At 43.3% G+C, this 21122-nt stretch carries 21 protein-coding genes; 10 read left to right on the forward strand and 11 right to left on the reverse strand.

Annotated elements, in window-relative coordinates:
* The first annotated feature begins 112 nt into the window (after positions 1 to 112).
* Positions 113 to 1111 (forward strand): TonB-dependent receptor plug domain-containing protein, encoded by a 999-nt coding sequence (locus C8N29_RS06275; protein ID WP_170106910.1) that lies wholly within the window; start codon positions 113 to 115, stop codon positions 1109 to 1111.
* Here the strand turns inward: C8N29_RS06275 and cysQ are convergent.
* On the reverse strand, positions 1101 to 1922 hold the full coding sequence (gene cysQ / locus C8N29_RS06280) for a 3'(2'),5'-bisphosphate nucleotidase CysQ (RefSeq protein ID WP_107865202.1): 822 nt from the start codon (positions 1920 to 1922) through the stop codon (positions 1101 to 1103). The genes C8N29_RS06275 and cysQ overlap by 11 nt on opposite strands.
* Between cysQ and yrfG the strand changes: the two genes are divergently transcribed.
* From yrfG to C8N29_RS06295, 3 genes are all read left to right on the forward strand, one after another.
* Positions 1921 to 2589 carry a GMP/IMP nucleotidase gene (gene yrfG, locus C8N29_RS06285; protein WP_107865203.1) on the forward strand — a complete coding sequence of 223 codons (669 nt, stop codon included), beginning with the start codon at positions 1921 to 1923 and terminating at the stop codon, positions 2587 to 2589. The two genes, cysQ and yrfG, sit on opposite strands and share 2 nt — an antisense overlap.
* A gap of 196 nt (positions 2590 to 2785) precedes the next feature.
* A complete protein-coding gene (locus C8N29_RS06290; protein ID WP_107865204.1) occupies positions 2786 to 3037 on the forward strand; it encodes a FitA-like ribbon-helix-helix domain-containing protein in 252 nt (83 codons plus the stop codon).
* A gap of 330 nt (positions 3038 to 3367) precedes the next feature.
* Positions 3368 to 4546, forward strand: coding sequence for an outer membrane protein assembly factor BamB family protein (locus C8N29_RS06295; protein ID WP_107865205.1), 1179 nt, complete (start codon positions 3368 to 3370; stop codon positions 4544 to 4546).
* A 55-nt stretch (positions 4547 to 4601) separates the two neighbouring features.
* Here the strand turns inward: C8N29_RS06295 and C8N29_RS06300 are convergent, their stop codons facing one another.
* From C8N29_RS06300 to C8N29_RS06310, 3 genes are all read right to left on the reverse strand, one after another.
* A complete protein-coding gene (locus C8N29_RS06300; protein WP_170106911.1) occupies positions 4602 to 5267 on the reverse strand; it encodes an START domain-containing protein in 666 nt (221 codons plus the stop codon).
* A gap of 399 nt (positions 5268 to 5666) precedes the next feature.
* Positions 5667 to 6254 carry a response regulator transcription factor gene (locus C8N29_RS06305; RefSeq protein ID WP_107865207.1) on the reverse strand — a complete coding sequence of 196 codons (588 nt, stop codon included), beginning with the start codon at positions 6252 to 6254 and terminating at the stop codon, positions 5667 to 5669.
* Positions 6251 to 7414 carry a sensor histidine kinase gene (locus C8N29_RS06310; RefSeq protein ID WP_107865208.1) on the reverse strand — a complete coding sequence of 388 codons (1164 nt, stop codon included), beginning with the start codon at positions 7412 to 7414 and terminating at the stop codon, positions 6251 to 6253. Before C8N29_RS06310 ends, C8N29_RS06305 begins: the two co-directional genes overlap by 4 nt.
* Before the next feature lie 92 nt (positions 7415 to 7506).
* Here C8N29_RS06310 and hslR point away from each other — a divergent pair, with 92 nt between their 5' ends.
* Positions 7507 to 7911, forward strand: a complete 405-nt coding sequence (gene hslR / locus C8N29_RS06315) for a ribosome-associated heat shock protein Hsp15 (RefSeq protein WP_107865209.1) — start codon at positions 7507 to 7509, stop codon at positions 7909 to 7911.
* Here hslR and C8N29_RS06320 read toward each other — a convergent pair.
* The 3 genes from C8N29_RS06320 to C8N29_RS06330 form a co-directional block, all read right to left on the reverse strand.
* Entirely contained in the window at positions 7908 to 8567 is a 660-nt protein-coding gene (locus C8N29_RS06320) for a fumarylacetoacetate hydrolase family protein (protein WP_107865210.1), read from the reverse strand. The genes hslR and C8N29_RS06320 overlap by 4 nt on opposite strands.
* Positions 8567 to 9124: a 2-hydroxychromene-2-carboxylate isomerase gene (locus tag C8N29_RS06325; RefSeq protein WP_107865211.1), complete on the reverse strand. Its 558-nt coding sequence runs from the start codon at positions 9122 to 9124 to the stop codon at positions 8567 to 8569. The genes C8N29_RS06320 and C8N29_RS06325 overlap by 1 nt, the downstream gene beginning before the upstream one ends.
* Before the next feature lie 134 nt (positions 9125 to 9258).
* Positions 9259 to 10656, reverse strand: a complete 1398-nt coding sequence (locus C8N29_RS06330) for an FAD-binding oxidoreductase (protein ID WP_107865212.1) — start codon at positions 10654 to 10656, stop codon at positions 9259 to 9261.
* A gap of 262 nt (positions 10657 to 10918) precedes the next feature.
* Here C8N29_RS06330 and serA point away from each other — a divergent pair, with 262 nt between their 5' ends.
* Positions 10919 to 12148 carry a phosphoglycerate dehydrogenase gene (gene serA, locus C8N29_RS06335; RefSeq protein WP_107865213.1) on the forward strand — a complete coding sequence of 410 codons (1230 nt, stop codon included), beginning with the start codon at positions 10919 to 10921 and terminating at the stop codon, positions 12146 to 12148.
* A gap of 60 nt (positions 12149 to 12208) precedes the next feature.
* Here the strand turns inward: serA and C8N29_RS06340 are convergent, their stop codons facing one another.
* The gene (locus C8N29_RS06340) at positions 12209 to 13966 is read right to left on the reverse strand and encodes a cation:proton antiporter (RefSeq protein ID WP_107865214.1); all 1758 of its coding nucleotides are present in this window, start codon (positions 13964 to 13966) and stop codon (positions 12209 to 12211) included.
* A 143-nt stretch (positions 13967 to 14109) separates the two neighbouring features.
* Positions 14110 to 14313, reverse strand: a complete 204-nt coding sequence (locus C8N29_RS06345; protein WP_107865215.1) for a SlyX family protein — start codon at positions 14311 to 14313, stop codon at positions 14110 to 14112.
* 119 nt (positions 14314 to 14432) lie between these two features.
* Between C8N29_RS06345 and C8N29_RS06350 the strand changes: the two genes are divergently transcribed.
* The 4 genes from C8N29_RS06350 (at position 14433) to C8N29_RS06365 (ending at position 18777) form a co-directional block, all read left to right on the forward strand.
* Complete coding sequence (locus C8N29_RS06350) at positions 14433 to 16343, forward strand: ATP-binding cassette domain-containing protein (protein WP_107865216.1); 1911 nt, start codon at positions 14433 to 14435, stop codon at positions 16341 to 16343.
* Positions 16344 to 16376: 33 nt separating this feature from the next.
* Positions 16377 to 17096: a hypothetical protein gene (locus tag C8N29_RS06355; RefSeq protein ID WP_107865217.1), complete on the forward strand. Its 720-nt coding sequence runs from the start codon at positions 16377 to 16379 to the stop codon at positions 17094 to 17096.
* Positions 17097 to 17167: 71 nt separating this feature from the next.
* On the forward strand, positions 17168 to 17812 hold the full coding sequence (locus tag C8N29_RS06360) for a glucosaminidase domain-containing protein (protein WP_107865218.1): 645 nt from the start codon (positions 17168 to 17170) through the stop codon (positions 17810 to 17812).
* A 77-nt stretch (positions 17813 to 17889) separates the two neighbouring features.
* The gene (locus C8N29_RS06365) at positions 17890 to 18777 is read left to right on the forward strand and encodes an alpha/beta fold hydrolase (RefSeq protein WP_107865219.1); all 888 of its coding nucleotides are present in this window, start codon (positions 17890 to 17892) and stop codon (positions 18775 to 18777) included.
* A 101-nt stretch (positions 18778 to 18878) separates the two neighbouring features.
* Here C8N29_RS06365 and C8N29_RS06370 read toward each other — a convergent pair whose 3' ends face one another.
* Positions 18879 to 19328, reverse strand: a complete 450-nt coding sequence (locus tag C8N29_RS06370; protein WP_107865220.1) for a hypothetical protein — start codon at positions 19326 to 19328, stop codon at positions 18879 to 18881.
* 234 nt (positions 19329 to 19562) lie between these two features.
* A complete protein-coding gene (locus C8N29_RS06375; protein WP_420836652.1) occupies positions 19563 to 20828 on the reverse strand; it encodes an ammonium transporter in 1266 nt (421 codons plus the stop codon).
* Positions 20829 to 21122: the final 294 nt, after the last annotated feature.

Here is a 21122-nt window from a genome sequence, read left to right on the forward strand (position 1 = left end):
ATTCAACGCTAGGTTATAAATCACCATTAATATTTGAACGTGATTTTTTAAGACAAGCTGCCTAAATAACTGTCCTGTTTCTCTTGACCATTACAAACTGCCTGACCATCGTGTGAGCATAGGCACAGGTTTTTACTGGGGCGATTTATTCGAGAGCCACGATATCAATAATTATTATTTTGAAGGCGCAATTCCCAAATTACGGCCAAACTTTAAGGACACCAGCGATACCGCAGACATTTTTCAACCCGAAGCACAACGCACGAGTTTCTTTATTTTTGCACAAGATGAATGGCTGATTAATCCTAACTGGGAACTGACGTCAGGCTTACGTTATGACCACTACTCCGACTTTGGTGACACAGTCAACCCTAGATTGGCGTTGGTTTGGCATACGCACTCCACTCTCACAACTAAGTTGCTCTATGGCCGTGCCTTTCGTGCCCCCGCTTTTTTAGAGCTTTATGGCAAAAATAATCCTGTCGCACTTGGTAATCCCAATCTTTCCCCCGAAGTATTAACGAGTAAAGAGTTGGCTTTTGCATGGCGCCCCTCTAAAAAACTGCATATTGATTGGAATTTTTACCAATTTCATATCCATGACTATATCGACTTTGTCAACGATGCGGGTCAACAAACCTTTAGCGCACAAAATGTCGGTCGTATTGTCGGTCAGGGTTTTGAAACGGAGTGGCGTTATCAAGGGTTAAATCAGATACAAATTCTATTTAACTACAGCCACCAAGACACTAAAAATAAAAATACGCATCAGCCTCAAGGAGGGGTGCCTGTTGATAAATTTTATATCAGAGGGTTGTGGGATATTCCTTTGGGTTGGCAAGTTTCGGGACAATTGACGCGCGAAGGCAAAAGCAAACGCAGTGCAGGCGATGACCGTGAAGCCCTAGCGGCGTACACGACACTTGATGTCAACATTAGGCATGTATGGTCTAACGATTATGAGAGTAGTTTAACGGTGCGTAACGTCTTTGATGCTGACATCAAAGAGGCTAGTCGAGGCCCCAGTCCCAACCAGACTAAAGCCTCTTTGAGTGATGACGTGCCACAGCAAGGCCGAAGCATTAGTGTCAATTTGAAACTTAATTGGTAATACAACACGCCAACCAATCTTGGGTTAAAGCCTTTTCACCAATCACAAAAAACTCGCCATTGGTTAAGGTATCACGCGCATTATAGGTCAAGGGAATCCCCTGAATATCGACAAGTACACCACCCGCTTCTTCTACTAAAATTTGAGCGGCCGCAGTGTCCCACTCCATTGTTGGCCCTAAACGCGGATAAAAGTCAGCAGCGCCTTCGGCCACACGACACATTTTGAACGCACTCCCCACTTCTAAAGCCACATAGTCACCAAAACGTGCAGTGACTTTTTCCAACACAGCGCCCTCTTTGCCACCTTTATGATTACGGCTTAATAATACCCGCGGGATACTTGCTGCTTCTGAAGTCGAAATAGCTGTTTTTTCACCCTGCTGGTTAAACACCCATGCGCCACCACCCAAGAAAGCGGCATAGGTCACTCCATACACTGGGGCATGTAATACCCCTAAAATAGGCTTATTATCAACCACTAAGGCGATATTGACTGTAAAATCGTTAGTACGTTTAATAAATTCCTTAGTCCCATCCAAAGGGTCAACCAACCATAAAGACTGCCATGTGTGACGTTCTCCCATATCGCCATTTGATTCCTCTGACAACACAGGAACCATCGGCAACAATTGTCGTAGCGCAGTATCAATAATATGATGTGAAGCCATATCAGCCGCAGTTAAGGGCGAATTATCAGATTTATTCTGTACTTGCCAACGTTCTGGCTGATTATAAATGGTCAAAATAGCTTCACCTGCTTTCTCGCTAATAGCGACAACAGCAGGTAATAACTCGGATAAATTTAACATGGTCACTTGGTCCTTAATCGATACCGTATTACTGGATATGGACGGTACATTACTCGATTTGCATTTTGACAACCATTTCTGGCAGCAATTTGTTCCCCAAAAATACGCAGAAAAACACGGACTTTCTGTTGAAGAAAGTCAAAAACAGTTATTTCCACGCTTCAAAGCACAATACGGTACACTCAATTGGTATTGTCTAGACTATTGGTCTCAACAATTAGACTTAAATATTGTCGCACTAAAACGTGAGTTACAACATCTTATTCGTATGCGAGTTGACGCGCTTCACTTTTTACAAAGTCTGGCGAATAGCAACAAACAGGTTTGGATGGTCACTAATGCACATCCGCACGCCCTTGCCTTAAAATTAGAACGTACGGCCATTGCCCCCTATTTTCAGCGTATTATTAGTTCGCATGAATTTGGCAAACCCAAAGAATTTTTACAGTTTTGGCATGAGCTACAACAATATCTTCATTTTGACCCACGTCGTACACTGTTTATTGATGACAGCGAAGCCGTTCTAGAGACTGCTCAGCGTTTTGGTATTGAACACATTTTATCTATCAGTCATCCTGATAGTTTAGCGCCTGAAAGGACAGGACTTAAATTTCCTGCCATTAATCAATTCGCGGAAATTTTACCGATTGAGGATATGCTCTGTTGAACGCGTTGATTAGCGTTGCGACAGTAGGGTCTGTTGACGTTTTGCGTGTGAGTCGTTCTATTATATTCCGTCATAAATGTGTAATTCCTGATTTATTGTTGGACAAGATGAGTTGACAGCCGAAGAGTGGCATTGAACAATCTTAAAGTCTATTCTTATTACCAATTATATTTTTGACGATACAAGGTATGCTGTTATGTCTGCTTCTTTGATGTTAAATCAATTACCTGACGCTCTCTTTCAACGTTTGCAGGATGCAGCCACACGCAATCAACGCAGCCTTGAAGAGGAAGCCCTAGCTTGTCTACACAAAGTACTGATGCCGATTGCGACCACAGAAGAGTTAGTTGCACGTAGCCAAGAGTTACGCCAACAATTTGTCTGTGAACAAGACCGTTTAGCCGATGTTATTAAACGCTTAGAAGAAGGCAAACCCTGTCTTATCTAAGTCATCGTGCATCGCCATTCTGACGTGTGGGCTATGCTAGCACGTCACACGTAGTCCTCTCTCAAACATAGAGTAAAAACTCTAATCACTTCAAATACTTAAAAAATACAAACTGTCGCCATTTCACAAAAAACACTGCAAAACTGTCAGCATCTCTCTAGGCGCTGTCATCATTTATCAAAGATTTTTAGGTATGATATTGTCATTCGCTCAGCATCAACTGAGTGCTTTTATCTGAGTAGCAAAAAACACAGCTATTTGATTTATTTATGCTAATTTCAAATTTAGCACCCTCTAAATAGAAGTTAGTAATTCTGACGGAGTCATCGTATGTCTTACTTAAAACCTTCCCAAAAACTCTGCTTAAGTGCGGCTATTGCATCGACATTGATTGCCTGTACCGCCGTACAAGTAAGTCCGACATGGGAGCGTTGGTTTTCTGCGAGTGAACAAGAAGTCCGTTATGAATTGATTCATCAAGTCCATTATGATAGCGCAGGGGCGGTACTCAGTGTGGGCAGTTCCTCTTCGACACAATCTAGCCATGATGTCATTGTCGTCGCGAAGCATGCCACCAATGGCACTTTACTATGGAAAAGCAGCATTGATTTAGACAGTGATGATAAACCTTGGGATAGTGTCATCGGCACTGATGGGAGTATTTACGTCATCACTGAAACTAGCCTCGTCAAACTTAACAGTGCTGGTAGCGAAGTGTGGCGTCGCTCCTTAGCTCAGCTTCTGGGAGCTAACCCGCTATTACGTGATATTGAATTTAATAATAATCGCTTATACCTTGCTGGACGTGATTTATATGTATTTGATATCCATGGCAATCTAAGCAATGCTATCAGTCAAATTGCTCCCTTATGGGATGTGGTTGTACATAACACAGGCATTTACACCGCAGGGACAGGACAAGTAAAGCGCTATAATAGCAATTTTAATATGGTATGGAGTTATGCACTCAATACTGTACAAAATCCACCTGCTGAATTGGCCGTTGCTAATGATGGCAGTGTCTTTGTTGCTACCTATAATAGTAATCCTCAAGATAGCGCCTATTTGACACGCCTAAATCCACAAGGCCAACTGGTATGGTCGAAGTTTTTTAACGACCCCGATACGAACTCTTTCCAATTATCGGGTATTCCTAAAGTGAGGCTAATGGCAAATGGCAATGTTGTCTTTGGCGTATCGCAACACCCCACACGTACACTTTATATTATTGACCCAACAACAGGTGCAATTAAGAACAGTAATACCCAAAAAACGGGTCTCATCAATGAATTAGAGGTAGACAGTAACAATACGATTTATGTGGTTGGTGGAAAAACAGCTCAAAAGTTTGATGCCAATGCAACCCTACTCGCTTATAGCACCTTAGGAAGTGATGCCGATATCACGAGTGGCGGACTCGCCTTTACAGCAACTAATATTTATGTAGGTGCAGGGGTATTGAAGGGTGGCAATATGACGATGTATTTGGCCAATTATAAGAATCAATAAACGCAACAAAACAAAAGCCCTTTAGTTAAAGGGCTTTTTGTTGACAGTCAGCAGATTAGTTCAAAACTGGCTCATGAATACCTGTTAAGCGAGCATTTTGAAAACGAGTTTCACCAATCACTCCTTTTAAGGCCAATAAGGTATTATAAGGATGCTCTTGAATTAACAAATTGACAATCGCCGCAGGCACATAGCCCCCTAATTCGGCATGCCCCGTCATCGTGACTTCGACACTGCCATTGGTCAAAGGTCTAAACAACCAGCCCCCTTCTACTTTAGGCATACGCTCATAACCGTCACGAATAGGATAATCGTTGACACTGTTACTTTCGATACGAACAAAATGATTTTGGGGGTCTTGGGTAATTTTGCCCTCAACCACCGCTTCACGGTCTTTGAATGGCCACGGAAAATCGGTTACAACCCGAATGACAAAATTCATTTTATTATTTTCTAAACTAATGGGTTGTACTTCGAGCGTACGATATAACCAACGGCTGGCAGATTCGGTATCCATAATTAAGGCCACCACACCCGTCAAGGTGCTCTTGACCGTCGTCACTGCTTTAAAACCATAATAGGGACTATCGGGTAAACGATACGACCATATTTTAATGCCGTTTTTATCTAAAATTAACTTCATATTCATTTGCTCTGTTGCCATCACCGACTGAGAAAAAAAACTCAACACGACTAGCAGAACGGTTGCAATTGCCTTCATGAGCATGCTCCTTATTGCACGGTGCAAAGACTAGCGCACAATATTCAAGCCTACTCTATTCGTCTCAAACACACGGTGTGTGAGCAATAACACCTTCTACTCAAGCCAAGCACAGATTAGCGATTTGCACCTTATCATCCACTCAAACCTAGCATTAGATGATTCGCCCAATCATAAAACGACTTCGTGTTTGATGTGTGATATCGCTAATATTGACTTTTATCGCTTAGCAGAAAAAGCGTAGACAACCCTATTTAGACTTCACGTTACCGAGTAGACAGTGACTTGAATACAACTGTATACATAGTACAAAGTGAGGTCGGTCAAGATAAGTGACAAATGTCATTAGCACGGACGTACTTATAAAAACAATACCACTCATCTTCACTTAGATGCCGTTCATGCCAGACCTAATTCACGCAAGCGAATGATGGCTTGCGTGCGATCGCGTACTTCTAATTTTTCTAAAATAATGGATAAATAATTACGCACTGTGCCTGCACTCAACTGCAAGGCATTAGCAATTTCTTTATTTTGCTTACCTGCACATAACTCTCTAATAATTGCCAACTCTCGACGATTAAACACCGTATGGGCGGCCGCTTTAGGATTATTGATAATTTCACCTTTCGCCACAGCGCGAATGGCTGCCGTCAATTGGCTGTGACCAATATCTTTTAATAAGCACGCCTGCGCACCTAATTGCCGACCTTGAGCCATGGTAATCGGTTCATCAAACGTGGTCAGTAAAATGACAGGCGTATGATTTTGCTCTGAACGCAATTGGCGTAAGGTATCTAAACCATTGCGTTTGGGCATTCTAATATCGAGCAAAATCACATCAGGTTTTAATTCTGCTACCTTACTTAGACAATCATCGCCATCTACAGCTTGGCCAATGACGCTTAAATCATCTTCAAAGCCTAATAAGGCAACAATACCATGCCTCACTAACTCTTGGTCATCAACGACTAATAAGCGAATCATGATAAACAATCCTCTGGAAATTGCACAGCCAACATAAAGCCCTCATGGGTGGCACACGTTTGCAACGCCCCACCTAATTCACCAATGCGTTCACCCAAGCCACGCAAACCATTACCCGAACTAAACTCCGCGTTTTTACGTAAGCGGCCATTATCTTTTACCATGAGACGTAAGCCTTCAGGCTCTCGTACCAAACGAATCCATAACCGACACGCATCACTGTGTTTTAGGCTATTTGTAATCGCCTCTTGGACAACACGCAATAAACAGGTTGCCAGTTGTTCATCTAACATCGCCAAATCGGCATCAATATCGACATCAAACTCTAAAAAAGGAATACTCGACAGCATCGATTCCAATAACTCACTAAAACTGGCTTGGTCGGCACGTAATTGTTGTACAGTGGTGCGTACGTCTTTGAATAGTTCTTTCGCTAAGTCTTGTACTTGGACTAACTCGGGGAGCGCTTGCTCTGGCAGTTTACGTTCTAAAATTTGTAATTGTATATTCAGCGCGACTAAATGATGCCCCATTTGGTCATGCAAGTCACGCGCAATTCGGGTGCGTTCGTTGCGTGCGACGGCATCATTTAAGAGTTGTTGCGTAGCGCGTAATTGCGCATGCGCGGTTGCGGTTTCTAAATGCGCTTGCCATTCCGCCAAATTACAGTAGGACATATACCATAAGGCACTTTGCGCCAGTAGCAAATATAAGGTAAACACAATGACGGGTAAGGTATGCTGCAATAAGGCAATCACCAACGATGTGATAATAAAAATACCGTTAGCAATCCATGGCGAAAATCGGTTGAGTAAAGGTGAAAAATTAAACAGTAAGAAGCCTAAGAAAAAACTCTCGATAGCAGGTAGCACCATATGATGTGCCAACATAAATGCACTGCCATAGCCTATGATAATACATAGCCATAAAAAACTATCCCTATTATCCATTTGCCAACGGCGTGTGGTGATAATTAGCCACAATAACCGTAACAAAGCCAATAATGCGGCAATCCCATTAAGCGCAATTAAAACAAAATAAAAAACCACGCCTTGCGCCATGGCCGCTTGACTCAGTTGCCAAACTGCGAGCAACCACGCCAAAACACCAAACATAATAATTAACGGCTGTCGACGTAAAAAAGGAATCGCTTCATGCATGACTTGTCTCGGCTAAGGCGTTATATTATTTTCAACAGGTTTATAGCAGATTCGTTTCTTCCTTGCTATGTTAAACGGAGCGTCGAGATACAATGACAGAAGACAATGAACAACAGGTCGTGCGCATGGATAAATGGCTATGGGCTGCCCGCTTTTTCAAAACACGGACCTTGGCAAAAGATGCGATTGAAGGAGGTAAAGTCCATTGTAACGGTCAACGTGTCAAGGTCAGTAAAGAAGTAAAAACGGGTATGGAGTTACGCATACGGCAAGGATTTGATGAAAAAACGGTGATTGTCACGGCCTTAAATGATGTCCGTCGGGGTGCCAACGAAGCTCAATTATTATACCAAGAGACCGCCGATAGCATTGCACGTCGTGAAGAACACGCATTGCAACGTAAAGCGGCCAACTTGGCATATCCAGACCACCGCCCCAATAAAAAAGAACGCCGACAAATACACCGTTTTCAGGACTCTTGGCAAGAAGACGCTTAACTGACTTTGCTTACAAACGACTGACCAACAACAGACAACACCAACTCATCACCACGCTGCAAAGCTGCCACGCCTTCAGGCGTGCCAGTCAACACAATATCACCTGCTTGCAAGGTAAAAATTTGGCTAATATACGCAATTAACTCATACACAGGCGTAATCATGTCTTGAGTAAAACCCTGCTGACGGCTTTGACCATTCACCGTTAAGCTAAACTCTGTTTGGCTAATATCCTTAAACTGCTCAGGCTTGATAAATGGTGATAATGGACACGCACCATCAAAGGCTTTGGCAACTTCCCACGGATAACCCTGTTTTTTAAGCTGATTTTGTAAATCACGCAAGGTTAAATCTAAGGCTAAACCATAGCCAGCAATCGCTTGAGGCACATCATCAACACTGATTTTGCTAATCGTTTGGCCAATCAACACTGCAATTTCGGTTTCGTGATGACAAGAGCCACGGTCTTGAGGAATCGCAAAAGCAGGCATCAGTGGTACAATGGCCGTACTTGGTTTTAAAAATAAAATGGGTGCTTCTGGCACAGCATTACCCAATTCTTTGGCATGAGCGGCATAATTTCTGCCCACACAGACGGCTTTGCCAACAGGTAAATTTATCTTTTCGCCATTTAACCACTGATGTTGATAGGTCATTATTTAAGAGCCTCTTGAATTAAAAAGAAACGGTCTGAACCAAAAAACATGTCATCACCCAAAAAGAAAGTCGGTGCGCCAAATGCGCCGCGAGCGACCACCTCTTCGGTATTGGCTTTTAAGGCATTTTTTACGCTGTCTTCTTGAGTTTTTGCCACTAACTCTGCACCAACTAATTGGGTTAACAACTCAGCATTGGTGACATCCAAACCTTGTCCCCAATAAGCCTCATATAATTTATGAGTTAATGCTGGACGTTCTACATCACTGGCAGCACATAATACGCGTTGTATGGTCACGGTATTGGCAGGAAAATTGGCAGGAATTTTTAATGGAATTTGATAATAAGCCGATAAGCGTTGTAAGTCTTTGAACATATAAGGCATTTTGGCAGGCACAGTAAAGGCTGGCCCTGAGTTGCCTGTAGCTTTAAATACACCACCTAATAACACAGGCTTCCAAATAACTTCTGCTTTGCCCTCAAACTGACCTAATTGTGTGGCCGCAATATAGCTATAAGGGCTAACAATATCGTAAAAAAATTCGAGCTTTTTCATGTCTTTTCTCTTTGTTATGTTTAGGACAACCACAAGGGTTGTCCCTAGAAAACTTACTCTCTCCCTTCGACTCCGCTCAGGGAGCAGAATCGTGGTAGCTAAGCAAAGTCGTGGTGGCTGAGCGAAGTCGAAGCCTACTTCACATCAAAAATCTTACCGCGATTAATAATGTTATTGGGGTCAAACGCCAATTTAATCGCTTGTAAATAAGCAATTTCTTCGGGGCTACGGCTATAGTCCAAATATGGCTTTTTGGTCATACCCACACCATGCTCTGCCGAGATAGAACCATTGTACTTTTGCACCGTTTCAAACACCTTCTTATTAACCACTTGGCATTTGCCAAAAAACTCATCTTTGGTCAAATTGGCTGGTTTTAAGATATTCAAGTGCAAGTTACCATCACCAATATGACCAAACCAAACAATATCAAAGTCTGGATAGTTTTCTTGCACAATGGCATCAATATCGGCAATAAACGCAGGAACGTGGGTAATCAACACCGAAATATCATTTTTGTACGGGGTATATTTGGCAATGGTTTCAGAAATATCTTCACGCAAACGCCACAAGTTTTGGGCTTGGGTTTCATTTTGGCTCATCACCCCATTAATCACCCAACCCTCTTCCATACATTGCTCAAACACTTGCATGGCTTGTTCTTCAATAGCAGGCGATAAGGCTTCAAACTCTAACAACGCATAAAACGGTGTTGCTTCAGGAAAGGCACGCTGTACATCGCCACTGGCAGTCACACACTGCACCGCTAAATCGGAGAAAAACTCAAACGCCGTTAAATCTAACTTAGCTTGAAAAGCCGATAAAATTTTCATCACCGAGTCAAAGTCAGGCGTACCCAACACCAACACACGCAAATCACGCGGTTTACGTTCGAGTTTAATTTCCGCTTCGGTAACAAAACCCAACGTGCCTTCTGCACCAATAAACAAATGGCGTAAGTCATAACCTGTGGCATTTTTCATCATGCCTTTATTGAGGTGTAAAATATCGCCTTTACCTGTGACCACGGTTAAACCCAAGACCCAAGCACGAGTCATGCCGTATTTAATAACTTTAATACCACCCGCGTTAGTGCCGATATTGCCACCAATTTGGCTAGAACCTGCTGAGGCAAAATCTACGGGGTAATACAAACCTTGCTCATCCGCAAATTGTTGTAATTGTTCAGTCACCACCCCTGCTTGTACTTTGACCATACGGTCGGCGGGATAAAACTGAACAATTTTGTTCATACGGTCAAAGCTAATCACCACCTCATTATTAGCGGCAACTGCCCCCGCAGACAAACCTGTACGACCACCTGATGGCACTAAAACAATATTCTCCTGATTCGCCAATTTGACAATCGCTTGTACTTCTTCAGTCGTTGCAGGAAAAACAATGGCACTCGCGGAGGGTGTGTAGTGTTTTGTCCAATCACAGCCCCATGTTTTTAGGCTGTCCGCATCGGTTTTAACACGCGTTTCGCCAACAATGGCTTGGAGTTGGGTAATAATGGTGGGATTTAACATGGAGTATTTCCTAAAATGAAGACCAAAGACAGATAAAAAAGAAGACGTCAATTGCAATGAATCTTCTGCATAGTCAGCATGAGCATTGGCCATTGGCTATACGGTATGGGCTTATGTTATCATATTTAGCTTGATTCTTGGACTTGCACAAACACCGCTTGCGCCCTCACTGTTTTCACTCAGCGTTTTGTGCTGGCATGCTGCCAAGCGATTATTGTTGAGTCCAAACCTCCAGTTTTCTTATCGGCCTTCAGGAATTGTCATGAGCCAATTATCGTTAGATAAAGCTAAAATTCGCTTTTTATTGTTAGAAGGCGTTCATAAAAACGCCCTCGATGTCTTAAGCAATAATGGCTATACCAATATTGAATACTTACGCGGCGCACTTGATGAAGACGCACTCATCGAGAAAATTAAAGACGTTCACTTTTTAGGTATTCGCTCTCGTACCAATGTCACCGAAAAAGTCTTAGCTGCGGCTAATAAGCTCATTTCTATTGGCTGCTTTTGTATTGGGACTAACCAAGTTAACCTCAAAGCGGCGATGGAAAAAGGCATTCCCGTATTTAACGCCCCCTATTCAAATACGCGTTCTGTGGCTGAATTAGTCTTAGCCGAAACCATTTTGTTATTACGCGGCATTCCCGAAAAGAACGCTTTAGTACATCGTGGTGGTTGGTCTAAATCGGCGGAAGGCTCTTACGAGGCACGTGGCAAAGTCTTAGGTATTGTTGGCTATGGTAGTATTGGTACTCAGCTTTCGGTGTTAGCCGAATCACTGGGTATGCAAGTCATTTATTTTGATGTTGTCACCAAATTACCCTTAGGTAATGCCCGTCAAGTAGGCTCTATGAGCGAATTATTAGCTCAAGCGGATGTTGTGTCTTTACACGTCCCTGAATTAGCCTCTACCAAAAACATGATGGCGGCTGAACAATTCGCCCAAATGAAAAAAGGTAGCATCTTCATTAATGCGGCGCGTGGTACGTGTGTGGATATCGACGCGTTAGCGGCTGCTTTAGAAAGTGGCCATATTGCAGGTGCGGCGATTGACGTGTTCCCTAAAGAGCCCAAAGCGAATGACGAAGAATTTTTATCGCCATTACGCAAATTTGATAACGTCATTTTAACACCACACATTGGCGGCTCTACCTTAGAAGCCCAAGCCAATATCGGTTTAGAAGTGGCTGAGAAATTTGCTCGTTACTCTGATACAGGCACAACCTTATCGGCGGTCAACTTCCCAGAAGTGGCCATTCCTTTACAAGCAGGCAAACATCGTTTATTACACATCCACAAGAACGTGCCCGGTGTGTTATCTGCGATTAACCGTGTCTTTGCCGAAAACAATATCAACATTTCTGCCCAAAGTTTAATGACTAATGAAGCCATTGGTTATTTGGTGATGGACGTTGATGCCGAATACTCTAATGTAGCTTTAGAGAAATTACAGCAAATCGACGGCACAATTCGTACCCGCGTGTTGTTCTAAACACAAGGCCATAAAAAACCACGCTGATGCGTGGTTTTTTTATATCCGCAATCCCCACCGTTAATGTGCTTGCGAATCATCATCTAAGGTTTCTATCAAGGCAATTTGTAACCGTGAGTGTAAACGGACAAAACGTCCCCATAATAACGGCACAAGTACGGCAAATAGCACGAGTACCGCCACCAACAAATTCGCAGGTGGCAAAATACTAGAGCTTAACGCCGAGATTAACAGTAACATCACTAAAATAGCGACGATTGGAATCACCTCAGAAATAATAGTACGTGCTTGTACATTATATTGTCCTGCTTTGTCTGGCTTTACGCTCATTTCGGCTAATAACATACTCAAGGCTTTAAGTTTGCGATAGGCAGCAATGAGGAAAGGCAAAGAAGCTAACAAAGCACCGCTCCACACCACGGCTTTTTCTAAACCTGCAAAGATGGTTAATGACGGCACATAACTTTCGACCACATCCATAAAGTAGGCACAACTGATAAAAATAGCCACGACTAACGCAAAATTGACAAAAACATGAATCAAAATACGGCGGATAATTTTTGCTATCATCACACTGTCGCCTTGCGGCTGAATATTTTGCAGCCATGTTGTGTAAGCGGTTGCCACGTGAATCACTTTAGCAGGCATCCATGTCGCCAGTTTTTGGCCTATGGGGTCGGCACCACGAATCAGATAAGGGGTCAACAAGGTGGTAATAGCGGCCACAGCAACCGCAATGGGATATAAGAAATCGCTGGTCACATGTAAGGTAATGCCTAACGAGGCAATAATAAAGGAAAACTCACCTATTTGTGCCAAGCCCATCCCAATACGCATCGAGGTACGACCATCTTGCCCCGCGACAAATGCGCCAACACTACAACTCACTACCTTACCCACCACGACGGCAACCGTAATGACAATAATCGGAATGGTATATTCAAACAATACGCTCGGATTAAAGAGTAAACCAATTGCCACAAAAAAGATGGCACTAAACATATCGCGAATCGGCTCGATTAAATGCTCTATCTTTTTGACTTGACGCGACTCGGCAATAATTGCCCCAATCACAAACGCGCCTAAAGCCATACTGTATTCGAGCTTAACCACCAATAAGCAAAAACCAAACAATAAACCCAATACCGAAATCAGTAACATTTCTTGGCTTTTGAACGCATCAATATAGTTAAGCAAACGTGGAATCGTCAGAATACCAACCACTAAAGACACCACCATAAACAGTGTCAACTCGCCTAAAGTTGCCATCACGGCCGTCGTACTGAGTGCGCCACTGGTGGCAATCCCTGTCAATAACACAATCATGGCAATCGCCAAAATATCTTCGACAATTAAAATACCAAAAATTAACTGTGCAAAACGGTGATGCTTTAAGTTTAACTCTTCTAAGGCCTTGATAATAATAGTGGTGGATGAAATGGCGAGCATCGCGCCCAAAAACAACGCATCCATATTTTGCCAACCAAACCATCGACCAATTTGGTAGCCTAGCCACATCATCACCACAATTTCAGCAATACCTGCCACAACAGCCGCCACCCCCACGCGTGCTAGTTTTTTGATATTAAATTCCAATCCTAAGGAAAATAACAAAAACATCACGCCTAATTCTGCGAGTGTATGTACCGTATCTTGCTCATGAATTAATGAAAATGGTGGTGTATGCGGGCCAATAATCACGCCTGCCAAAATATATCCCAAGACAACAGGTTGCTTAAACCGATGAAAAATGAGGGTGACGATACCCGCTACAATCATAATAACGGCTAAATCTTGTATAAATCCTGCTGCATGCATGCACTACTCTCCTGTCATGTCTCGGTGATAAAAGCACTGCCAGTCGCGTGATAACTTTGTTAAGAACAATCTGTCATATCATGGCAGTATAGGGCGTATTATCATCCTAACGCATCACTCCCCTCATTTCTAGAAAGAGCGCGTTAATAATGTGGGGGTGGTGCATCTTCTGTAGACAAGGCAATATTAGAGGGTTGTAAGGACTTTAACTGCTGATACACCAATTTCACTTGCGCTTGTAATAAGGTGATTTGTTGTTGCTGCTCGATGACAATACGATTCAGTGTGTCGAGTAGCTCCTCTTGAAACGCCTGCTTAATTTCTAAATCAATAATACGTTGTTCCATACTGTACTCTTTTTGGGTTTAACATTGACCGAATTGTAGAGATGTCGTGGCTAATACTTTGTTGACCACCCTGATTTTGTTACCATGCTCACCGATATTTTTTGGGAAATTATACCATTATGGCTTTATTAACGTTACGCGCTGTCTCTTTGAGCTTTGGTGGGCCAGCTCTACTGCATCAAGTCGAGTTTAGCTTAGAACGCGGCGAGCGTGTTTGTATTCTTGGCCGTAATGGTGAAGGTAAATCCAGTCTACTCAAGCTAATTAACGAGGAACACCATCCTGATAGCGGTGAAATGAGTCGCCAACAAGGACTTATCATCGCAAACTTAGCTCAAGAAGTCCCCCACAGCTTAACAGGCGATGTTTTTGAGATTGTGGCAGGCGGTTTAGGGCAGGCTGCACAATTATTACAACAATATCATCACCTCAATCTTGCGTGTCAGCACGGAGATACAGACGCTTGTTTAGCACTTGGCGATATACAAGCCGAAATGGACAGCCAAGATTGTTGGTCTTTACAACATAAAGTAGAACAAGTGCTCAGTCGGATGGAGCTTGACGGCAATGCCAGTCTTGCCAGTCTATCGGGTGGCCGCAAACGTCGGGTGATGTTAGCGCGTGCCTTAGTTCAAGAGCCTGATATTTTATTACTCGATGAGCCTACAAACCATTTAGATGTCAACAGCATTCAATGGCTAGAAAATTTTCTCGCCAGTTATAACGGTACGGTGATTTTTATTAGTCACGACCGCGCCTTTATCGACAAAGTGGCCACCCGTGTTGTCGAACTCGACCGTGGCCAGTTACGCAGCTTTACAGGCAGCTATAGCCAATACTTAGCCGAAAAGCCGCAGCTACTTGAGGCAGAAGCCAAACAAAATGCCTTATTTGATAAAAAACTGGCCGAAGAAGAAGTCTGGATTAGACAAGGGATTAAAGCACGACGTACGCGTAATGAAGGCCGCGTTCGCGCATTAATTGAGCTACGCAAAGAGCGTGCACAACGACGCGAGCGTATCGGTCATGCACAGGTTAGCATCCAAGAAGCGGATAAATCAGGCAAAGTCGTATTTGATATTCATCGTCTGGTTGTCAAAGCAGGCGACAAACTCTTAGTCAACGATTTTAGCAGCACCGTGATGCGTGGCGATAAAATTGGCTTATTGGGCGAAAATGGGGTCGGCAAAACCAGTCTGATTCGGGCTTTATTAGGCGAATCGCCTGCGGCATCGGGTCAAGTCAAGGTGGGAACCAAATTAGAAGTTGCTTATTTTGACCAATTACGTAACCAGTTAGATGAAGAAAAAAGTGTACTGGAAAATATTGCTCATGGTTCGGACTTTTTAGACATCAATGGCGAACGCAAACACGCGTTGAGTTATCTCCAAGATTTTTTATTCTCTCCGCAACGGGCGCGTACGCCTGTCAAGGCACTCTCTGGTGGTGAGCGTAACCGTGTTTTATTAGCACGTTTGTTTAGCAAACCGTCAAATGTCTTAGTAATGGACGAACCCACCAACGATTTAGACATCGAAACGCTAGAGCTACTCGAAGAACGGTTAATGAATTATCAAGGTACTTTATTATTGATTAGCCATGACCGCGCATTTTTAGATAATGTCGTTACGAGTACATGGGCATTTATGGGTAATGCGGTTGTTGAAGAATTTATTGGCGGCTATCACGATTGGTTACGACAAACGGCACAAAAAACGGTACACTCAGCAACTAAGCCTCATGTGTCGGCACAAAAAAATAGTATAGCAACGCCAATTGCTGAGCAAAACAAAGAAAAAGCCACAATTTCTAAACGTAAACTCAGTTACAATGAGCAACGTGAACTTGACGCCTTGCCACAAAAAATTGCGGCCTTAGAACAAGAACAACACGCTTTACAAACGAAATTAAACGATGCTGACTTTTTTATTAAACAGGCTCAAGATGCCCTTCAGGCAAGTCAGCGTTTAGCGGATATCGAAGAAGAACTATTGCTGCTCTTAGAGCGTTGGACTGAATTAGAGTCTTAAGCATAGTTCGATTAAGTAGACGAGGAGAAAATAATGAATCGCGGATGGCTCGGTTTAGCGTTTTTAGCCAGTATGGTACTGGGTGGCTGTGCACATACCCCCCAGCCCCAAATGCAAGCCTTTTATCATTCCCCATCAAATGCTTATACACTCAACCTCAGTAGTACCGCCTTACAAGGCCATATCTCAATGAGTGAACAGTGTGAGCCTTATGGGGGCAGCTTAAACCTGTGGGACTCTAAAAACCGCTTTTTTCGCGTCGACTACTTAAACTTTATTGAACATCCCAGTGTACGTGCCCCCTCCTTTGCGAATGACCGTACCCTCAACGAATTAGTAATTAACTACTATCAAAATGAAGTGATTACTAAGCAAAAATCCATTCGTAGTAATAAAGTACTATTTCGCGATACGGTGAATAGTACCGTTGGCGAAGGCTTGTTAACGATTATGAGCCTCGAAATGTACAAAGAGGCCGTACCACCTGATGCCCTAGATAATACCGTCTATTATGGTTTCTTTATTTTCCGTCGTGGTGACTACGCCTACATCGTCCAACATCGCCAAGAAATTTATCAGCCAGAACGGATGAAGGCGATGCTCGTCACCTTAGCTCAAGATATGACCATTCCCGGTGCTAAGGCTTATGCACCACAAATTGGTAATCTCAGTGTGGTTGACCAAGTGTTTGGTTCTCAACAAGAAATCAATGCATGGAAAAAAGCCATGAAATGCGACAGCAAAGGCAACTAACTGTTTTTACGAGGCGTTTATATCCTGTAAGCGCTTCGTCATAGTTTGTTTCAACCTGTCTAAGCCTTGATATGATGCTATCTCGTTGCCTGCCAATATACGGTATATTAAGTCTGCTGCTATGTGGTTTTTCGCCTGTTCATAGCAGTGCAGCAACCACCCCACAGCCTGCTATCTACCCGCTTGAGCAAGCCATCGCGCTTTATAATCAACAGATACTCCACCAACGACAACGTATTACTGTCATTGCACAACGCTACCTCAACGAAGATGATATTTCGGAAAGCGATTTTAATTGGCTCAAAAAAATGGCAGATGACTACCAATTAGCTCCCCAACAACGAGGAGATAAACTCTTTTTTGAGACACTACTCAGTCGTGTGGACTATTTACCTACGTCGGTCATTGTCGCTCAAGCACTCATGGAGTCTGGACTTAGCTCGTACAAAATCTCCAATCCTTTTGGTATTCCCTGTTCTGCACGTTGCACAGCCAGATTATCTGACGCGTTACAAGATTATGCTAAGCGTCTAAATACAAGCGATGAGTATCAGACCTTCAGACAACTACGCTTAACAATACGTCAGCATGGCAAGGTTAGCACAGCGCAATTTGTGAATAGTCTAAATCGTCATCCAAACCCTATATCACCGTATCATCAACGGCTTAAAACCATTATTCAACACTATGGTTTAGATAAACCCCACAAATCCTAGTCTCTGATTTGCTAGTTTGATTTAGGCTCAGTAAACTGTGCGACTGCCACTCCTCTGCTCACAATCAACGAAACATAATGATGCTGTCTTTTTATATTTCAACACCTAGTGCAATAAAACTGCATGTACGACTTTGGGATAACCCCAATCCCTTTGCTCCCACCTTAGTGCTAGTACATGGCTTTCCTGATAATAGTCTGGTTTGGCAACAAATTGCCGAACGTTTAAGTCCGTTATTTAAAGTCGTTGCTTATGATGTACGCGGGGCGGGTCAATCGGATATCGCGACGACAACTGCCGAGTATAAGATACCGTGTTTGGTTGAAGACTTAGCGGCCGTGATTGATTATGTCAGCCCCGCACAAAAAGTGCATTTAGTTGGCCATGATTGGGGGTCAATTCAATGTTGGGAGGCCGTTACTACGCCACGCTTACAACATCGTATTGCGTCTTTTAGCTCTATTTCTGGCCCGAGTTTAGACCATGCCGCTTATTGGATGGGTGAAGGGCTACGACGTGGCAGCCATGAAGATAGAGTAAAAATCCTTAATCAGTTACTGCATTCTTGGTACATTGCCGCCTTTCATTTCCCCTTAGCAGGTCAATTGACATGGCGAGTGGCGTTTAATAAATGGCCTCTTGCTATTGCCCGTTTACACCGTCAATTAGTCGCCGACTTGTTTCCTACACAAGCCAATGATGGTAAACACGGCGTCAAGTTGTATAGAGCGAATTTTATTGAGCGCCTATTTAAGCCTCAAATACGTACCACCGACCTGCCGATTCAACTGATTATTCCCACCCAAGATAAATTTGTCACACCCGCCCTATTTGACTATTTACCCCGTTGGGCAAGCCGTGTATGGCGTAAAGAAATTGAGGCAGAGCACTGGGTGCAACTCTCGCATCCCGATGAAATCAGCGCGTATATTCGTGAGTTTGTTGAATTTATTGAAGCGGAATAAAGACACACGCGCCAAAAAAAAGCACAGCAAAGGCTTGCTGTGCCTACCCAAAAACGTTGTGTTTATCACCTATGACTGAGTGAAGTTTAAATAATCTCATCTTAACGTAAGGCACCAATATAGTGATGCGCGACTTCCTCCTCGATTTCCTCTTTATGCACCACCACTTCTGCCACAGGGATTTCAGGTAAAGTCACCTGTTTTTTGCGTAATGGTCTTAAGGTCATACTAAAAATATCCAGCTTTTCTTTTTCGGGTTCTTTGTGATGAACCATATCATCAAGAACGGGTACTTGAGGCTCTACCACTGTTGGAGTGACAGCCACAGGCTTAGCCTTTTCTTCGGTACGCGCTAGCAAAGCCTCAAAACGCGCCACAATATCCAAAATTTCGGCATCGGTTTCACGCGCCGCAATACGCAAAATTTCATGCGCGTATTCATTGTTTTGTGCCATATATACAGCATCAACGACTCGTCCAAAACGACGCATACGCACATATAATTGAGAAGCCAAACTAAAGACTTCGGGATTGATAATCGCTTCATTCATGATGTTATTTCTCCGTGAATGTGAAGAAACATAAATTAGGGTTCGGTTATTGCTACTATCCTTGCCATCAATACGGTATTAACCCTCATACCCTACACCGTTTAAGAGCACGCCCCTCAAACAGGTACTAACGCGTTGACAGCAGTATTAGCAACCCATACATACTGTGGTTCACAGGCCACGGTAGATGAGTTTAAGCAACTAATACTGCAATAAGATGGCAATCCACTGCCCCTAAGGTAAGTGTTCACCATGTTGAGTTAAATCCAAGCCTACACTTTCGTGTTCGGCATCTACCCGTAAACCAATTGTCCAATCAATCAGGGTTAGAATAATCCATGATACGATAATACTGTAAAACAGGGTCGCAAACGCGCCAATCGCTTGTGCGGAAAAGCTGACGTCCAAACCTGATAACTGCTTTTGCGCAAAGATACCTGTCAGTAATGCCCCGACAATACCACCGATACCGTGAATACCAAACACATCTAAAGAGTCATCGGCACCTAGCATACGTTTTAGGCCAGTTGCACCCCAATAACAGCTCACACCTGCAATCACACCAATCAGTAGAGCAGACTGTACATCGACAAAACCAGAGGCAGGTGTAATGGCGACTAAACCAGCCACCGCACCCGAACAAGCACCCAATAACGAGGCTTTAGCACGACGTACCCACTCAACAAACATCCAAGCAAGTGCACCTGTAGAAGCAGCTACTTGTGTCACTAGCATTGCCATCCCTGCACGACCGTCTGCTGCCAATGCAGAGCCTGCATTAAAGCCAAACCAGCCCACCCACAGTAAGGAAGCCCCCATTAGGGTGTAAACCAAATTATTGGGGAAAAAGGGTTCTTTGCCATAACCTAAGCGCTTACCCAACATATAAGCACACACTAAACCAGCCGCACCTGCGTTAATATGCACGACTGTCCCCCCTGCAAAATCTAGCGCGCCCATACTAGCCAACCAACCACTAGGTTCCCAAACCCAATGCGCTACAGGGGCATAGACTAATACAGACCATAAGACCATAAAGATAACAATCGCACTAAAACGCATACGTTCAGCAAATGCGCCTGTAATTAATGCAGGCGTAATAATGGCAAAAGTTAACTGGAACATCACTAATACGGATTCTGGAATGGTAGGCGCAACATGACTCACCGATAAAGTACCTTCGACTTTATCAAAAGATAAACCTTCTAAAAACATGCGGTCTAGGCCACCCAAATAAGGCGTAGAACCCGGTGTAAATGCCAAACTATAACCAATTACCACCCATACAACGGTGACTAAGGCGCAAATTGCAAAGCTCTGTAAAGCGGTACTCAAGACATTTTTCTTGCGCACCATCCCACTATAAAATAAGGCCAAACCGGGAATAGTCATCAATAATACTAAAGCGGTCGAAGCTAACATCCATGCGGTATCACCTGCACTAATTTTATCCATCGTCGTGACATACGGTGCCGTTTCTGCATAGGCTGAGAACGGCATCAACATGACTGTTGCAAGTAAGTAAAGAGGCAACTTATCAAGAGGCCATTTCATGAACGAAAACTCCAATTAGCAATTCAGCAAATACAATGCAAAATAGAGGCCAATTGATAGTATTTTTTACATGCCCCGTTTTAACTCATTTTGCATTGTTATAGTGCATCGACTAACTGTCTATTTTTTATTTAGATTTGAGTTTTAGTCGGCTAAAGTCGTGCTGAGCTATATCGGACATGCCCTATAAAAAGAAAAAGCCATTATCTAGCCTTGCACTAAATAATGGCATTATTTAAC

Origin of the sequence: Agitococcus lubricus (assembly GCF_003051055.1) — a bacterium.
GTDB lineage: Bacteria > Pseudomonadota > Gammaproteobacteria > Pseudomonadales > Moraxellaceae > Agitococcus > Agitococcus lubricus.

What these genes read in the sequence shown, in the direction of transcription:
- yrfG (WP_107865203.1), top strand. Translation starts at nt 1,921, where the DNA reads ATGGTCACTTGGTCCTTAATCGATACCGTATTACTGGATATGGACGGT.
- cysQ (WP_107865202.1), bottom strand. Translation starts at nt 1,922, where the DNA reads ATGTTAAATTTATCCGAGTTATTACCTGCTGTTGTCGCTATTAGCGAG.
- C8N29_RS06290 (WP_107865204.1), top strand. Translation starts at nt 2,786, where the DNA reads ATGTCTGCTTCTTTGATGTTAAATCAATTACCTGACGCTCTCTTTCAA.
- C8N29_RS06295 (WP_107865205.1), top strand. Translation starts at nt 3,368, where the DNA reads ATGTCTTACTTAAAACCTTCCCAAAAACTCTGCTTAAGTGCGGCTATT.
- C8N29_RS06300 (WP_170106911.1), bottom strand. Translation starts at nt 5,267, where the DNA reads ATGAAGGCAATTGCAACCGTTCTGCTAGTCGTGTTGAGTTTTTTTTCT.
- C8N29_RS06305 (WP_107865207.1), bottom strand. Translation starts at nt 6,254, where the DNA reads ATGATTCGCTTATTAGTCGTTGATGACCAAGAGTTAGTGAGGCATGGT.
- C8N29_RS06310 (WP_107865208.1), bottom strand. Translation starts at nt 7,414, where the DNA reads ATGCATGAAGCGATTCCTTTTTTACGTCGACAGCCGTTAATTATTATG.
- hslR (WP_107865209.1), top strand. Translation starts at nt 7,507, where the DNA reads ATGACAGAAGACAATGAACAACAGGTCGTGCGCATGGATAAATGGCTA.
- C8N29_RS06320 (WP_107865210.1), bottom strand. Translation starts at nt 8,567, where the DNA reads ATGACCTATCAACATCAGTGGTTAAATGGCGAAAAGATAAATTTACCT.
- C8N29_RS06325 (WP_107865211.1), bottom strand. Translation starts at nt 9,124, where the DNA reads ATGAAAAAGCTCGAATTTTTTTACGATATTGTTAGCCCTTATAGCTAT.
- C8N29_RS06330 (WP_107865212.1), bottom strand. Translation starts at nt 10,656, where the DNA reads ATGTTAAATCCCACCATTATTACCCAACTCCAAGCCATTGTTGGCGAA.
- serA (WP_107865213.1), top strand. Translation starts at nt 10,919, where the DNA reads ATGAGCCAATTATCGTTAGATAAAGCTAAAATTCGCTTTTTATTGTTA.
- C8N29_RS06340 (WP_107865214.1), bottom strand. Translation starts at nt 13,966, where the DNA reads ATGCATGCAGCAGGATTTATACAAGATTTAGCCGTTATTATGATTGTA.
- C8N29_RS06345 (WP_107865215.1), bottom strand. Translation starts at nt 14,313, where the DNA reads ATGGAACAACGTATTATTGATTTAGAAATTAAGCAGGCGTTTCAAGAG.
- C8N29_RS06350 (WP_107865216.1), top strand. Translation starts at nt 14,433, where the DNA reads ATGGCTTTATTAACGTTACGCGCTGTCTCTTTGAGCTTTGGTGGGCCA.
- C8N29_RS06355 (WP_107865217.1), top strand. Translation starts at nt 16,377, where the DNA reads ATGAATCGCGGATGGCTCGGTTTAGCGTTTTTAGCCAGTATGGTACTG.
- C8N29_RS06360 (WP_107865218.1), top strand. Translation starts at nt 17,168, where the DNA reads ATGATGCTATCTCGTTGCCTGCCAATATACGGTATATTAAGTCTGCTG.
- C8N29_RS06365 (WP_107865219.1), top strand. Translation starts at nt 17,890, where the DNA reads ATGATGCTGTCTTTTTATATTTCAACACCTAGTGCAATAAAACTGCAT.
- C8N29_RS06370 (WP_107865220.1), bottom strand. Translation starts at nt 19,328, where the DNA reads ATGAATGAAGCGATTATCAATCCCGAAGTCTTTAGTTTGGCTTCTCAA.
- C8N29_RS06375 (WP_420836652.1), bottom strand. Translation starts at nt 20,828, where the DNA reads ATGCCGTTCTCAGCCTATGCAGAAACGGCACCGTATGTCACGACGATG.